Annotated in this window: 12 protein-coding genes; 5 read left to right on the top strand and 7 right to left on the bottom strand. The window is 63.3% G+C overall.

Translation table 11 applies throughout. The features are described from left to right. The first annotated feature begins 56 nt into the window (after positions 1–56). The 3 genes from G559_RS0114750 (at position 57) to G559_RS0114740 (ending at position 2,029) form a co-directional block, all read left to right on the top strand. Complete coding sequence (locus G559_RS0114750; protein ID WP_028628965.1) at positions 57–656, top strand: DNA-J related domain-containing protein; 600 nt, start codon at positions 57–59, stop codon at positions 654–656. A gap of 155 nt (positions 657–811) precedes the next feature. Further along, complete coding sequence (locus tag G559_RS0114745; RefSeq protein ID WP_028628964.1) at positions 812–1,411, top strand: Yip1 family protein; 600 nt, start codon at positions 812–814, stop codon at positions 1,409–1,411. 126 nt (positions 1,412–1,537) lie between these two features. Continuing rightward, positions 1,538–2,029: a SprT family zinc-dependent metalloprotease gene (locus G559_RS0114740; RefSeq protein WP_028628963.1), complete on the top strand. Its 492-nt coding sequence runs from the start codon at positions 1,538–1,540 to the stop codon at positions 2,027–2,029. A 136-nt stretch (positions 2,030–2,165) separates the two neighbouring features. Here the strand turns inward: G559_RS0114740 and G559_RS0114735 are convergent, their stop codons facing one another. The 4 genes from G559_RS0114735 to G559_RS0114715 form a co-directional block, all read right to left on the bottom strand. After that, positions 2,166–3,347, bottom strand: a complete 1,182-nt coding sequence (locus G559_RS0114735; RefSeq protein ID WP_028628962.1) for a CaiB/BaiF CoA transferase family protein — start codon at positions 3,345–3,347, stop codon at positions 2,166–2,168. 29 nt (positions 3,348–3,376) lie between these two features. Then, positions 3,377–5,014, bottom strand: coding sequence for an AMP-binding protein (locus tag G559_RS0114730; protein ID WP_028628961.1), 1,638 nt, complete (start codon positions 5,012–5,014; stop codon positions 3,377–3,379). 165 nt (positions 5,015–5,179) lie between these two features. After that, positions 5,180–6,319: an acyl-CoA dehydrogenase family protein gene (locus G559_RS0114720; protein ID WP_028628960.1), complete on the bottom strand. Its 1,140-nt coding sequence runs from the start codon at positions 6,317–6,319 to the stop codon at positions 5,180–5,182. A gap of 311 nt (positions 6,320–6,630) precedes the next feature. Continuing rightward, positions 6,631–7,926 (bottom strand): dicarboxylate/amino acid:cation symporter, encoded by a 1,296-nt coding sequence (locus G559_RS0114715; protein WP_028628959.1) that lies wholly within the window; start codon positions 7,924–7,926, stop codon positions 6,631–6,633. A 323-nt stretch (positions 7,927–8,249) separates the two neighbouring features. Between G559_RS0114715 and G559_RS0114710 the strand changes: the two genes are divergently transcribed. Continuing rightward, a complete protein-coding gene (locus tag G559_RS0114710; protein WP_028628958.1) occupies positions 8,250–9,248 on the top strand; it encodes an AraC family transcriptional regulator in 999 nt (332 codons plus the stop codon). A gap of 105 nt (positions 9,249–9,353) precedes the next feature. Here the strand turns inward: G559_RS0114710 and G559_RS0114705 are convergent, their stop codons facing one another. The 3 genes from G559_RS0114705 to G559_RS0114695 form a co-directional block, all read right to left on the bottom strand. Next, positions 9,354–10,733: an ATP-binding protein gene (locus G559_RS0114705; protein WP_036997435.1), complete on the bottom strand. Its 1,380-nt coding sequence runs from the start codon at positions 10,731–10,733 to the stop codon at positions 9,354–9,356. Continuing rightward, positions 10,730–11,407, bottom strand: a complete 678-nt coding sequence (locus tag G559_RS0114700) for a response regulator (protein WP_028628956.1) — start codon at positions 11,405–11,407, stop codon at positions 10,730–10,732. Before G559_RS0114700 ends, G559_RS0114705 begins: the two co-directional genes overlap by 4 nt. A gap of 61 nt (positions 11,408–11,468) precedes the next feature. Next, on the bottom strand, positions 11,469–12,074 hold the full coding sequence (locus G559_RS0114695; RefSeq protein ID WP_028628955.1) for an outer membrane beta-barrel protein: 606 nt from the start codon (positions 12,072–12,074) through the stop codon (positions 11,469–11,471). A 410-nt stretch (positions 12,075–12,484) separates the two neighbouring features. Between G559_RS0114695 and G559_RS0114690 the strand changes: the two genes are divergently transcribed. Then, the gene (locus G559_RS0114690) at positions 12,485–13,201 is read left to right on the top strand and encodes a 4'-phosphopantetheinyl transferase family protein (RefSeq protein ID WP_028628954.1); all 717 of its coding nucleotides are present in this window, start codon (positions 12,485–12,487) and stop codon (positions 13,199–13,201) included. The last annotated feature ends 65 nt before the right edge of the window (positions 13,202–13,266 follow it).

The following is a 13,266-nucleotide window of genomic DNA, read 5'->3' as shown; positions in this document are numbered from 1 at the left end:
CGCACAAAGCGCGCGCGGCCCCAGCCCCATTATCAGCCTGTGCTAGGCTCCCGCCGATGAGCCACGACCTCGACCCCAACCAAGACCTGAGCGATCAGCTCCACGAACTATTGCGCGGGGCGCCCGAGGGCCTGAGCGAGTATCAACTGATCCAGGCACTCAAGGCTCACCACTCCACCCACATTCCCCATCTGGAACTCACCGACAGGCTGGTGCTGTTCCGCACCCACTTCCTGGTGTTCAACGCCCTCTACCGACTGCGCGACCACCTCAACGCTGCGGGCCAGGCGCAGCTCGCCATCAGCCCCTTGTGCGTGCAGCTACTGCCATACAAGCCCGGCACCACTTCCTCCCTAAGCGAGCTGGACCCGCTGCGCGACTATTACCTGGACCTGAAGAACCTGCGGGACACGACCGAAGAAGACGTGGAACGCCTGCTGGCCAGCTTCTGGACCCGCATGCAGGGCAGCGAGGAGAAGCTCGCGGCGCTGGAATTGTTCGGCCTGCACAACGGCAGCCAGCCCCTCAGCCTGGCCGTGATCAAGCAGCGCTACCGGCAACTGGTGAGCCAGCACCACCCTGATCGCGGTGGCAGCACGTCGCGCCTGCAATCGATCAACAAGGCCATGGAAATACTTCAACGCTATTACAGCTGAGGCTGAATCTTCGATTCGCTCTAAGGCGACGCCGATCAGCCTGCCTATACTGCGACATAAGGTCGCATAGGTCGGCCGGGCACCGGGTGGCGCTGGCTACGCACCCCCGGCGCTTGTCTGGGGGGCGACCTCATAATAATGAGGAGGTGTTCAGCATGATCCACCACGTTTGGGGGCTCTTCACCCATCCCGATCAAGAGTGGCAAGAGATCCGTGGCGAAGAGGAAAGCGTCAGCCACATGTACCTCACCCACGTCCTGATCCTTGCTGCAATTCCCGTGATTTCTGCCTATATCGGCACCACCCAGGTCGGCTGGGTACTGGGCAAGGGCGATCCCGTGATGCTCACCCAGGCCAGCGCGTTGCAGATGTCCATCATGTCCTACCTGGCGATGCTCGCCGGCGTGGCAGTGATGGGCGGATTCATCCACTGGATGGCGCGCACCTACGACGCCAATCCGAGCGTTACCGAGTGCATCGTGTTTGCCGCTTACTGCGCGACCCCGCTGTTCATCGGCGGTCTCGCGGCGCTCTACCCGCACCTCTGGTTCGGCGCAACGGTAGGCACATTAGCCATCTGCTACACGGTCTACCTGCTTTATGTGGGCATACCGACTTTCATGAACATTCCGAAGGACGAAGGTTTCCTGTTCTCCAGCTCGGTGCTGGCAGTGGGCCTGGTGGTGCTGGTGGCGATGATCGCCTCCGCCGTAATCCTCTGGGGCTTCGGCCTGGGGCCGGTGTACACCAGCTGAAAACTCTCGCTGACCAGGAGGCCGCCTGCGGGCGGCCTCTTGTTTTGGCCGGGAATGACCGCTCGGCGTCACCACCTTTGGGCAGCAACCGCTTTGCGGCATAATTCCGCGCCAACGGAGTGCCCTATGCCCGAGCAGCTACTTGCCCGCGTCGAGGCCTGCTACCAACAGGCCGAAGCCTTTTTCAAATGCCGGTTCCCCCGCCCCGAAGTGAGCTTCAAGCTGCGTGGGCAGAAGGCCGGCGTCGCCCATCTGGACGAGAACAAGCTGCGCTTCAACCCGCAGCTCTACCGCGAAAACCAGGAAGACTTCCTGCGCCAGACAGTGGCGCACGAAGTCGCGCACCTGGTGGCCCACCAACTGTTCGGCCCACGCATCCAGCCCCATGGCGAGGAGTGGCAGCTGATCATGCGCGGGGTCTACGAACTGCCGCCCAATCGCTGCCACACCTATGAGGTGAAACGGCGGCAGGTGACACGCTACCTCTACCGCTGCGCCTGTCCCGACGGCCACCCCTTCTCGGCCCAGCGCCACGCCCTGGTCGCACGCGGCCGCCGCTACTACTGCAGGCGTTGCCGGGTAACGCTGGTGTTCAGCGGGGAACAGAGCCGGGTTTAAGAGGGCTGTAGGATGGGTTGAGACACGAAACCCATGCGGCCCGGATCGATGGGTATCGCAAGCTCCACCCATCCTACGAGTCGAGTTTTTTCCTGTGGGAGCGAATTCATTCGCCCCCACAGGACTCCCGCATTCCCTACCCCACCACCTTCGCGGCTTTCAGTGCCTCGATCTGCTCTGCGCTCAACCCCAGCCCAGCTAGCACTTCGGCGGTATGCGACCCCACGGCCCCGCCGGTATGGCGCGGTGCAGGCAGCCCTGCGGAGAATTTGATCGGGCAGGCGATCTGCTTCTGCGGCGCAAGGCCGTCGCGCGGCACCTCCACCACCAGGTTGCGGGCCTTGATCTGCGGGTGCTCCACCGCCTCGGACAGCGGCAGCATCGGCTCAACGCAGGCGTCCAGGGCGGCGAAGACCTCCGCCCACTCGGCAAAGTCGCGCTTCTCGAACTCGATCTCGATGGCCCGTTTCAGTTCGCGCTGGTCTTCGGGCTTGGGTGACAGGCCCTTGGCTGCCAGTTCAGGCTGGCCGATAGCAGCACAGAACTGCTGCATGAACTGCGGTTCCAGGCTGCCCACCGAGAACCAGCGGCCATCTCGGGTGCGGTAGTAGTCGTAGAAACTTCCGCCATTGAGCGCCTGGTTCTCCATGTCCGGCTCCACGCCGGCACCCAGGTAGCCCGCCCCTGCCATGCCGTGCAGGGCGAAGGCGCAGTCGGTCATGCTCACGTCGACGTGCTGCCCTTCCCCTGTCGCCTGGCGATGGATCACCGCTGCCAACAGCCCCATCACCCCATGCAGGGAGCCGCCGCCGATGTCCGCCAATTGCACGCCCAAGGGCAGCGGCCCGCTGTCGCGGCGCCCGGTGTAACTGGCAATGCCGGCCAGGGCCAGGTAGTTGATGTCGTGCCCGGCGCGGTCGCGGTAAGGGCCGGTCTGGCCGTAGCCGGTGATCGATACGTAGATCAGCTTCGGATTGACCGCTTTCAGCGCCTCATAGCCAAGGCCCAAACGTTCCATCACGCCGGGGCGAAACTGCTCCAGCACGATGTCGTAGTCGCTCACCAGCTGCTTGACCAACTCCACCGCCTCGGGCCGCTTCAGGTCCAGGGCGATGCTGCGCTTGTTGCGGTTGAGATACGCATGGCTGGTGGACTGGCCGCCGTCGTGGGGCGGCAGCACGCGCACCAGGTCCATCCGCGTGGGCGACTCCACCCGCAGCACATCAGCCCCCATGTCCGCCAGCAACAACGAGGCGAAGGGCCCTGGCAACAGAGTGGAAAAGTCGAGGATTTTCAGCGAAGACAGCGGGCCTTTCATGGCAACTCCTGATGCGTGTGTTCTGGCGGTCATTCCCAATGCAGCGCCTGGCGCGCATCGAGGCGGTCGACCGCTGGGGCGTAACGAGCTTCCAGCACGTTACGGCGAATCTTCATGGTGGGGGTCATGGAACCGTTATCCACCGTCCAGGGCTCTCGAACCAGCAATAGGTGGCTGACGCGCTCGTGAGGCAATAGTTTGCCGTTGAGCTGCTCGAGGGTGGCCAAGAGGTCAGCCTCGACCTCAGCGCGAGCCTGCCCGCGGGCGGCGGGGCTCAGCTCGATCAATGCCAGGGGTTGATCCAGGCCGCTGCCCATCAGGCACACCTGCTCCACCCAGAGGTTCTTGGCGATCTCGCCTTCGATGGGCGCCGGCGCCACGTACTTGCCCTTGCTGGTCTTGAAGATGTCCTTCACCCGGCCGGTGATACGCAGGTAGCCATCGGCGTCGATCTGCCCCTTGTCACCCGTGTGCAGCCAGCCATCGCGCAGGGTCTCGGCGGTCTTTTCCGGCTCCAGGTAGTAGCCGGTCATCAATGACGGGCTGCGGTAGAGAATCTCGCCATCCTCGGCCAGGCGCAGTTCGTTGTCCGGCATCACCCGGCCCACCGTGCCGAAACGCACCTGCCCCGGCCGGTTGAAGTTGCCGTAGGCGAAGTTCTCGGTCATGCCGTAACCCTCGCAGATGGTCAGACCGATGCGCCGGTACCATTCCAGAAGCGCCACGGGAATGGGCGCGGCGCCGCTCACCAGCACCCGCGCGCGGTCGAGCCCCAAGCCTCGGCGTATTTTCCGCGCCACCAGGGCGCCCAGCAGCGGAACCGCCAGGAGGCGGTCGAGTCGACGCTGCGGCAGCTTCTCCAGAACCCCCTGCTGGAAGCGCGTCCACAAACGCGGCACGGAGAAGAACTGGGTCGGGCGGATTTCCCGCAGGTCTTCGGCGAAGGTCTCCAGAGACTCGGCGAAGCCGATGCCGCACCCACAATAGAGGCTGTTGGTTTCCACCAGGAAGCGCTCGGCGGCATGGGACAGCGGCAGGTACGAGAAGAATTGGTCGCCTTCTCCCAGCCCCATCTCCCTCACCGAGCGGCTGGAGGCGAAGGCGAACGCTCGCGCCGTCTGCATCACGCCCTTGGGCTGGCCGGTGGTCCCGGAGGTATAGAGGATGCTGAGCAGGTCGTCCGAGCGCTGCTCGTGGACCTCACGCAGGGGCGCATGCCGAGCCAACAGTTCGCCCCAGGTGTAGTCGGCGTGCAAGGTTGGATAGGGCATCGCGATACGCACCACATCAGCCGGGATACCCGGCTCCAGGCGCTCGGCGTCGTCCAGCTTGCCGAGGATGATCACCTTGCAGGCGGAATGGCGCAGGACGTATTCGATGCTCTCGGCCGATTGCAGCGGATAGAGCGGCACGCTGACCAGCCCGGCGAGCATGATCGCCAGGTCACTCACTATCCATTCGGCGCAGTTCTTCGCCAGGATCGCTACCCGGTCTCCCGGCTCGCAGCCCAGGGCCCGCAGCGCACCGGCCAGCCGCCGCGCGCGGTCATCGGCCTCGCGCCAGGTGATGGGATGCCACGTCCGCGCCACCGGCTGACGCAGCCAGACGCGATCCGGCGTGGTCGCCACCCAGTGGGAGAAACGTTGCAACGGCAGTGCTTCGCTCATCCTGCAGCCCTCTTATTGTTGTTATCGGCTCATTGCCCGATGGACCATCACTCTAGAGCTTGAACACCCTCCGCGCATTCCCATACAGAAACTTCGCTTGCACGTCCTCCGACAGCCCCATCTCGGCCACCTGCTCCATGCGGATCAGCCGAAAGAGCGCACGGCTCAGAGCTTCATACCGCGGCTGATAATCTCTTTCATGATCTCCGAGGTGCCGGCGAAGATGCGTTGGATGCGCGCGTTCGCGTACATCTTGCAGATCGGGTATTCCCACATGTAGCCCCAGCCACCGTGCAGTTGCACGCCTTCGTCTACCACCTTGCACAACAGCTCAGTGGTGAACAGCTTGGCCTCGGCGGCGACTTCCGGGGTGAGTTTCTTCTGGTTGTGGTCCATCACGCAGCGGTCGGTGAACACCTGGGCCACGTCGATCTGCGTCCGCATCTCGGCCAGCTTGAAGCGCGTGTTCTGGAAGTGCGCGATCGGCCGGTCAAAAGCCTTGCGCTCCTTCACGTAGTCGATGGTGGTGAGCAGCGCAGCCTCGGCGCCGGCCACCGCGCCGCAGGCATTGGTCAGGCGCTCCTGGGCGAGCATGTTCATCAGGTAGAAGAAGCCGCCCTTGGCATCGCCCAGCAGGTTTTCCTTCGGCACCTTGACGTTGTTGAAAAACAGCTCGGCGGTGTCCTGGCTCTTCATGCCCAGCTTCTCAAGGTTGCGTCCGCGCTCGAAGCCTTCCATGCCCCGCTCCACCAGGAACAGGCCCATGGCGTGCTTGTTCGAAGGATCAGTCTTGGCGGCGACGATCACCACGTCGGCCAGCAGGCCGTTGGAGATGAACACCTTGGAACCGTTGAGCAGGTAGTGGTCGCCCTTGTCCACGGCGGTGGTGCGCATGCCGGCAAGATCCGAGCCGGCGCTGGGCTCAGTCATCGCCACGGCGAGAATGGTTTCGCCACGGATGATTCCCGGCAGGAAGCGGGCTTTCTGCTCAGCGTTGCCGTACTCGGCGATGTAGGGACCGCAAAGGGCCGAGTGCAGAGGAATCATGAAACCCGGCTCGTTGATGTAGGCGAGCTCCTCACACATGATCTGCTCGTAGCGGAAGTCCTTCAGCCCCGCGCCGCCGTACTCCTCGTCCGCCCAGGGCAGCAGGAAGCCCATCTCGCCAGCCTTCTTCCAGACACTGCGGTCGACCACACCGGCAGCCTCCCACTCGTCCTGGTGCGGCACCACCTCCTTCTGCAGGAAGCTGCGGAAGGCCTCGCGGAACAAGTTGTGCTCAGTCTCGAAATGAATGCGTTGCATGGCGTTGCCTCCCTGGGCCGAAGTCGTGCCGCAGGTTAGGCGCCAGCAGCGGGCGCCCTCAATGACGCAAGCGCTCAGTGCGAATTGACTCAATCGTTCAGGGGCGCGCGGCGGCCTTTGAGGGAGCCAGCAGAATGGGTGGAACGGCGCGACAAGCATGGTTGGCAGGATCTGATGGGTATCACGGCTCTACCCATCCTACGGTCGCGCGGCTCCTTTGGAGCCATCCCCCAGGCAAAAAAAGCCCGGCTACGGGGGCCGGGCTTGAGAAAGTCTCCTCACCAGGAGGAGAACGCTGTAGCAGTTGTCGATCAGGCAGCAGTCTGCGGGGCGGTCGCCACTTCGGGCTTACCACCGGCAGCCAGTTCGTTCTGCAGGGTGTTCTCGTCCAGTTGCTTGCACCACTTGGCGACGACGATGGTGGCCACGCCGTTGCCGATCAGGTTGGTCAGCGCGCGGGCTTCAGACATGAAGCGGTCGATGCCGAGGATCAGCGCCAGGCCGGCGACCGGCAGGTGGCCGACAGCGGACAGGGTGGCGGCCAGCACGATGAAGCCGGAACCGGTGACGCCAGCGGCGCCCTTGGAGGCAACCAGCAGCACGGCCAGCAGGGTCAGCTGGTGCGTGATGTCCATCGGAGTGTCAGTGGCCTGGGCAATGAACACGGCGGCCATGGTCAGGTAGATGGAGGTGCCATCCAGGTTGAAGGAGTAGCCGGTGGGGATCACCAGGCCGACGACCGACTTGTTCGCACCCAGCTTTTCCATCTTGTTCAGCATGCGCGGCAGGGCCGATTCGGAAGACGAGGTGCCGAGCACGATCAGCAGCTCTTCGCGGATGTAACGGACGAAGCGAATGATGCTGAAGCCATGGGCACGAGCGATCCCGCCCAGCACCACCAGGATGAAGAACACGCAGGTGATGTAGAAGCACAGCATCAGTTGGCCAAGCTGCACCAGCGAGCCCACGCCGTACTGGCCGATGGTGAAGGCCATGGCGCCGAAGGCACCGATGGGGGCGACCTTCATGATCATGTTGATGATGCCGAACATCACATGGGCGATGCGGTCGATGAACTCCAGCACCGGCTTGCCATAGTCACCCATGCGCTGCAGGGCGAAGGCGAAGATCACCGAGAAGAACAGCACCTGCAGGATGTCGCCGCTGGCGAATGCGCCAACGATCGTGCTGGGAATCACGTTGAGGAGGAACGCGATGGTGCTCTGCTGCTCGCCGGCTGCGGCGAATGCGGCAATGCCCTTGGTGTCCAGGGTGGCCGGATCGATATGCATGCCGACGCCCGGCTGGACGATGTTGACCACGACCAGGCCGATGATCAGCGCAATGGTGGAAACGATTTCGAAGTACAGCAGCGCGTAGCCGCCGGTCTTGCCCACTGCCTTCATGTCCTGCATGCCGGCGATGCCGCTGACCACGGTGCAGAAGATGATGGGCGCGATGGCCATCTTGATCAGTTTGACGAAGCCGTCGCCCAGGGGTTTGAGCGCAACACCGGTCTCCGGATAGAAGTGGCCCAGGAGAATGCCGATGGCGATAGCGACGATGACCTGGACGTACAGGCTCTTGTAGAACGGTTGGCGGGACATGGCAGTGTTCCTTTCAAGTGATCCCGACCCGTTCCGTAAGGCCTGGCGTCACCGTGATCGACACATCTCCCTGTCTGGGAGACTTTTGTTGTTGTGCGGTCCAGTCGAATGGACGGCGATGTCCCTATTGCAGCCGCTGTGCCAATTTCAATAATTTATTAAAACCCTTATATTTCAATAACTTAACAAACACCCTTTCACCTTCAGCAAACCCTTCAGGCGGGTTTCCGCCAAGCCCCCGGGGGGATTTCCGCCACGTGCGCCCTTGTGGCCGCGCTCGACCGCGACCTACCATCGGCCTCCCCGACCACGGAACAGCCCCTATGCGCGAGCGCACCATCGCCAGCCACTTCGTTCGTGCCGCCCTGCGCGGTGCCCTGCGTCATGGTGTGGATTGCGCCCCCCTTTTGAGCGCCGCCGGCATCCAGCCGGCACTGCTGGACGAACCCCGGGCGCGGGTGGCACCCGAGCAGTTCGCACGACTCATGCAATTGCTCTGGGAAGCGCTGGACGACGAGTACATGGGCTTTGGCCGGCAACCAAGCAAACGCGGCACCTTCGCCATGATGTGCCACGCCATCATCCACTGCCGCACCCTGGAAAAGGCCCTGGGCCGGGGCACCCTCTTCTATGGGCTGTTCCCCGATGCTCCGCACATCCGGCTGGAACGAGAGGGCGAGTTCGCCGTCCTGACGGTGGACGACTCGACGCTCCAGGACCCGGATCACTTCCTGGTGGAAAGCCTGCTGGTGATCTGGCACCGCCTGGGCAGTTGGCTGATCGGCCAACGCATTCGCCTGGAAGAGGCCACCTTCAGCTACGCAGAACCGGCCCACGCCAGCGAATACGAACTGCTCTTCCCCACCAACCGGCGCTTCGGGGCGCCGTGCATCAGCCTGCGTTTCCACGCCCGCTACCTGGCCATGCCGCTGCTGCAGGACGAGCGCACCCTCAAGCACTTCCTCGAGCATTCCCCGGCCGACCTGCTGGCCCGCCCGGACGGCGGCGACAGCCTGACGAGCCAGATCCGCCGCCTGCTCGGCAGAGACTGCCGCACCTGGCCCGACCTGGAAGCGGTGGCCCAGCACCTGCACATCAGCCCGCAGACCCTGCGCCGGCACCTGCGGGAGGAAGGCTCGAGCTTTCAGGAATTGAAGGACCACCTGCGCCGCGACCTGGCCATCTACCACCTGGGCCGGGACGAGCTGTCGATCCAGGACATCGCCGAGCAGCTCGGATTCTCCGAGCCGTCGGCGTTCCATCGGGCGTTCAAGAAATGGACGGGACTGACGCCAGGGGCGTATCGAGCGCAAGAGGCTTGAGCCGCGCTTTTCCTGTGGGGGCGAATGGCAAACCTGCAGTCTGCGTTACGTGTTGTAGGCAGCTCCTACAATGAACTCGCCACCACAGAAAAGCGGCCGACTCGCTCAAAGCAACGGAAAGCGAATCCTGAACTCCGCCCCGCCCAGGGGGGACTCTTCAAGGAACAGCTCGCCGTCGTAGCTTTCGATGATGTCCTTGACCACGGCGGTGCCAATGCCCTGCCCGGGATGCTGGGCATCCAGGCGTTCGCCCCGCTTGAGAATGCGATCACGCTGATCCTCCGGTACGCCGGGGCCGTCGTCTTCCACTTTGAGTTCGCAGTAGCCATCGCGCACACGGGCGCTGACGCGGACTTCGCCCAGACAGAGGCGGAAGGCGTTCTCCAGCAGGTTGCCAAGCAACTCCAGCAAAGCGCCCTGCTCCATGGGAATCATCAGTCCCTCGTCGAGATCCCGCGTCACCCGCACGCGCTTTTCCCGATAGACCTTGTCCAGGGCATCGCAAAGCGTGTCCAGCAGCGGCGCCAGCTGTACCCGGTGACGCACCAGGCCGCTCTTGCGCAAGGAAGCCCGCTGTAACTGGTAGCTGATCTGCTGGCTCATGCGTTCGATCTGGCTCTGCAGCACCCGCGCCTGATCGCGATCATCTGGCCTGACAGCAATGTTCTCGCTGACGCCCTGCAGCACCGAGAGCGGTGTCTTCAGGCTGTGCGCCAGGTCATCCAGGGAGTTGCGGTAGCGTTCGCGCTGGCGGCGCTCGCTGTCCAGCAGGCGGTTGAGGGATTGGGTCAGGCGCAACAGCTCCCGAGGGTGTTCATCACTCAGGCTGTCGCGGTTGCCGGACTCCACCTCATCCAGTTCGGCGCTGAGCCCACGCAGGCTGCGGAAGCCCCAGGTCAGGCCGAACCAGAGCAACCCCAGCAACACCAACAGGGCACCGCCGAGCCAGAGATAGAGCTGCTCGACGAAACCGTCGTACATGGACTGGTAGTCGCTCACCGGCTGCATGGTGACGACGCTGTAGGCGGCCTTTTGTCCGCGCAGCAGATCGACCTCGACGTCATATACGAAGAACTCGCGCCCCCCGCCATCGGCGACCCGAAGAAACTCGTGCCCCAGGCCGTCGTAGCGCGGGCGGTAGTCCACTCGCTCATCTCGCGACGAACGGGACTGCCAGACCAGCCCACCCTCGCTGTCGTAGATGTAGCCCAGTTGGCTGGCTTCGAGGTTGTCGAACTCCTCGTCCGGCAGTTTGTCTGGCATTTGCAGGTGGCCGTTATTCACCCTGGCCGCCGCGATCAGCGCGCTGGCATCCGCAGCCAGACGCTGCTGGATGGACTGGTCCAGGGCGATCACGAAGGCCCCGCGCAGCGCGGGCAGCAGGGCCAGCATGAACAGAACCGCCATCACCGCGGCGCCGAGCATCAGCCGCAGGCGCAGTGACGACGCCGTGGAACGGTAGAACCCGCGCCAGCCATTGGTCATCGGCAGCGCTCGGTGAACAGGTAGCCCTGGCCGCGAATCGTTTCGATCGGCTTGAAGCCGTTGTCGCCCTCCAGCTTGCGACGCAGGCGGCCGACCAGCACTTCGATCACGTTGGGATCACGCTCTTCGTCATTGGGATACAGCTGCTCCATCAGCCGGTCCTTGGCCACCACTTGCTGGTGATGACGCATGAGGTATTCGAGGATGCGGTATTCGTAGGCAGTAAGCGCCACCGTTTCGCCCTCGAGCTGTGCCTGCTTGCGATTGAGGTCTAACAGAAGCGGGCCGGCCTCGATGGTGGACTGGACGAAGCCCGAGGAGCGCCGCAGCAACGCATTGAGCCGCGCCTCCAACTCTTCGAACTGGAACGGTTTGACCACATAGTCGTCGGCACCGGCAGCCAGGCCTTCGACCTTGTCCTGCCAGTTGCCACGGGCGGTGAGAATGAGGATGGGGAAGCTCTTGCCCTGATTGCGCAGCTGGCGGATCAGATCCAGCCCGCTGATGCCGGGCAGGCCAAGGTCGATAACGGCCAGGTCATGGTGGTACTCCGCAGCGCGATAGAGCGCTTCCTCGGCGTTGGGCACAGCGTCTACCACGTGGCCCTGCTCGCCCAGGCGGGTGTAGAGATGGTGGCGCAGCAACGCCTCGTCTTCCACAACCAGCAGTTTCATGGGCTGTTCCCCCTATCAATAAGGCGGCCGGGCAATTGCCCGGCCTGCTGTTAAGAACGACTCAGAACTTGTAGTTGGCGCCGAGGTAAGCCTGGCCGCTGCTGTGCAGGTCCAGGGAGCCCAGGCGGGGACCGCCGTGCTCGCCCATGTCGGTACTGACATTGGTGCGCAGGTAACGGTAGCCGGCTTCGATCGAGGCGCTCTTGCTCAGGTCCTGCAGGATACCGGCCTGCAGGCCAGCCGCGTAGTTGATATTGCTGTCGCGACTCATGCCCTTGCTTTCCTGCTCCAGCTTGACCAGGCCGAGGGTCGCACCGCCGAACAGCTTGGTGTTGTAGTCACCCACCGGCACGAACACATCGTAGCTGCCGAGCAGATTCTGCTGGCGCAGCTTGTAGCCGCTGTCGCTATCGGAGAAGTTCTCGTAGGTCATGTAGTAACGGCCGCTGTCGTGCTGCTGGCCGGCACGTACGCCCCAGGTATCGGTCTTGTGGATGACCTTGTCCAGACTGGGGTTGTTCAGGTTCGCGTTCAGCGAATCGGACTTCTGGATATTGTTGTTGGTCTGACCCCAGGTCAGGCCAACGAAGTTGTCTGCGGCCTGGGCACCAACAGCAGCAAAGGCCAGGGCGGAAGCGAGGGCGATACGGCTCAGAGTGTGGTTCATGGGATGTTCCTCTTCGAGTGATCGAGTGATTGGCTGAACTCGGGGCTAGATTGCCCGCCGACCACTGAACCGCTCCTGAACCCTCCTTGAACCTAAGCTGAACGAAATGTCCTACATCGTCTTAAGACATTTTTGTAGGGTTGGCTTCAGCCCGCTCGCCATCTGCACCTGAAATACAGGCAAAAAAAACGGGAGCCCATCCGGGCTCCCGCACTCAATTCAGAGAAAATGTCCGAAACCGGCATTGCCAAGGTTCCAGACTACAACCTCACCTGCGTTCCAGAAGAAACGCCGGGCTAGTCTGGCAAAAAGCACGGTCCGGGTTCCGTTTCGCTTTGTTTGCCATTTGCAAACATATGTAAACGGCCGCGCCGCTGGCCGATTCCACCGACGCCGGGCAGAATGCCGCGATGACTTCGAACCACCCCGCCTGCTGCAGCCCCTTCGACTCCACCTGGCCCTTCGCTGAAGCCCTGCCCGGCGTGGTCATGCGCTCTTGCCACTTCGATCCGGCCCTGCTCGTCGCCGAAGACTTCTCTCGCAGTGCCATTCCCGCGCCAGCCAACATCCAGCGCTCGGTGGCCAAGCGGCAGGCGGAGTACCTTGCCGGCCGCCTCTGTGCCCGCACCGCCCTCCTCGCCCTCACCGGCCGCGCCGACGTGCCCGCCCTGGGTGAAGATCGCGCACCGGTCTGGCCGGCCGGCGTCAGCGGCTCCATCAGCCACAGCCACGGGCTGGCCACTGCCCTGGTTGCGGATAGCAGGCAGTGGCGCGGCCTCGGCCTGGACCTGGAAGAACCCTTGGCCAGAGACCGGGCGTTGCGCCTGGCGGAAGAAATCCTCACCCCGGCAGAACTGCAACGGCTGGATGGCCTCACGCCCGAACAGCAGGCTGAACGCATCACCCTGACCTTCTCCATCAAGGAGAGCCTGTTCAAGGCGCTCTATCCGCTGGTGCGCAAGCGTTTCTATTTCCATGACGCGGAGCTGCTGGACTGCAACGGCGCACAAGCGCGCCTGCGGCTGTTGATCGACCTGTCGGCGGAATGGACGGCGGGGAGTGAACTGGCGGGTTGGTACTGCGAATTCCAGGGGCGGGTGCTGAGCCTTGTAGCAATCGCTGCCTGAAGCAGATTGAAATCCCTGGGCAGCGCAGCTGGCGCAATCATCTGTGGGAAAAACGTTAGGTTTGC

This window comes from Metapseudomonas resinovorans DSM 21078 (assembly GCF_000423545.1).
GTDB classification, from domain to species: domain Bacteria; phylum Pseudomonadota; class Gammaproteobacteria; order Pseudomonadales; family Pseudomonadaceae; genus Metapseudomonas; species Metapseudomonas resinovorans.
This window is presented reverse-complemented; position numbering and strand designations above follow the sequence as displayed.

Excerpts from the sequence above, each read along its gene's own strand:
- G559_RS0114715 (WP_028628959.1), bottom strand. The coding sequence starts at position 7,926 with ATGTCCCGCCAACCGTTCTACAAGAGCCTGTACGTCCAGGTCATCGTC.
- G559_RS0114695 (WP_028628955.1), bottom strand. The coding sequence starts at position 12,074 with ATGAACCACACTCTGAGCCGTATCGCCCTCGCTTCCGCCCTGGCCTTT.
- G559_RS0114730 (WP_028628961.1), bottom strand. The coding sequence starts at position 5,014 with ATGAGCGAAGCACTGCCGTTGCAACGTTTCTCCCACTGGGTGGCGACC.
- G559_RS0114750 (WP_028628965.1), top strand. The coding sequence starts at position 57 with ATGAGCCACGACCTCGACCCCAACCAAGACCTGAGCGATCAGCTCCAC.
- G559_RS0114700 (WP_028628956.1), bottom strand. The coding sequence starts at position 11,407 with ATGAAACTGCTGGTTGTGGAAGACGAGGCGTTGCTGCGCCACCATCTC.
- G559_RS0114720 (WP_028628960.1), bottom strand. The coding sequence starts at position 6,319 with ATGCAACGCATTCATTTCGAGACTGAGCACAACTTGTTCCGCGAGGCC.
- G559_RS0114710 (WP_028628958.1), top strand. The coding sequence starts at position 8,250 with ATGCGCGAGCGCACCATCGCCAGCCACTTCGTTCGTGCCGCCCTGCGC.
- G559_RS0114705 (WP_036997435.1), bottom strand. The coding sequence starts at position 10,733 with ATGACCAATGGCTGGCGCGGGTTCTACCGTTCCACGGCGTCGTCACTG.
- G559_RS0114690 (WP_028628954.1), top strand. The coding sequence starts at position 12,485 with ATGACTTCGAACCACCCCGCCTGCTGCAGCCCCTTCGACTCCACCTGG.
- G559_RS0114735 (WP_028628962.1), bottom strand. The coding sequence starts at position 3,347 with ATGAAAGGCCCGCTGTCTTCGCTGAAAATCCTCGACTTTTCCACTCTG.
- G559_RS0114745 (WP_028628964.1), top strand. The coding sequence starts at position 812 with ATGATCCACCACGTTTGGGGGCTCTTCACCCATCCCGATCAAGAGTGG.
- G559_RS0114740 (WP_028628963.1), top strand. The coding sequence starts at position 1,538 with ATGCCCGAGCAGCTACTTGCCCGCGTCGAGGCCTGCTACCAACAGGCC.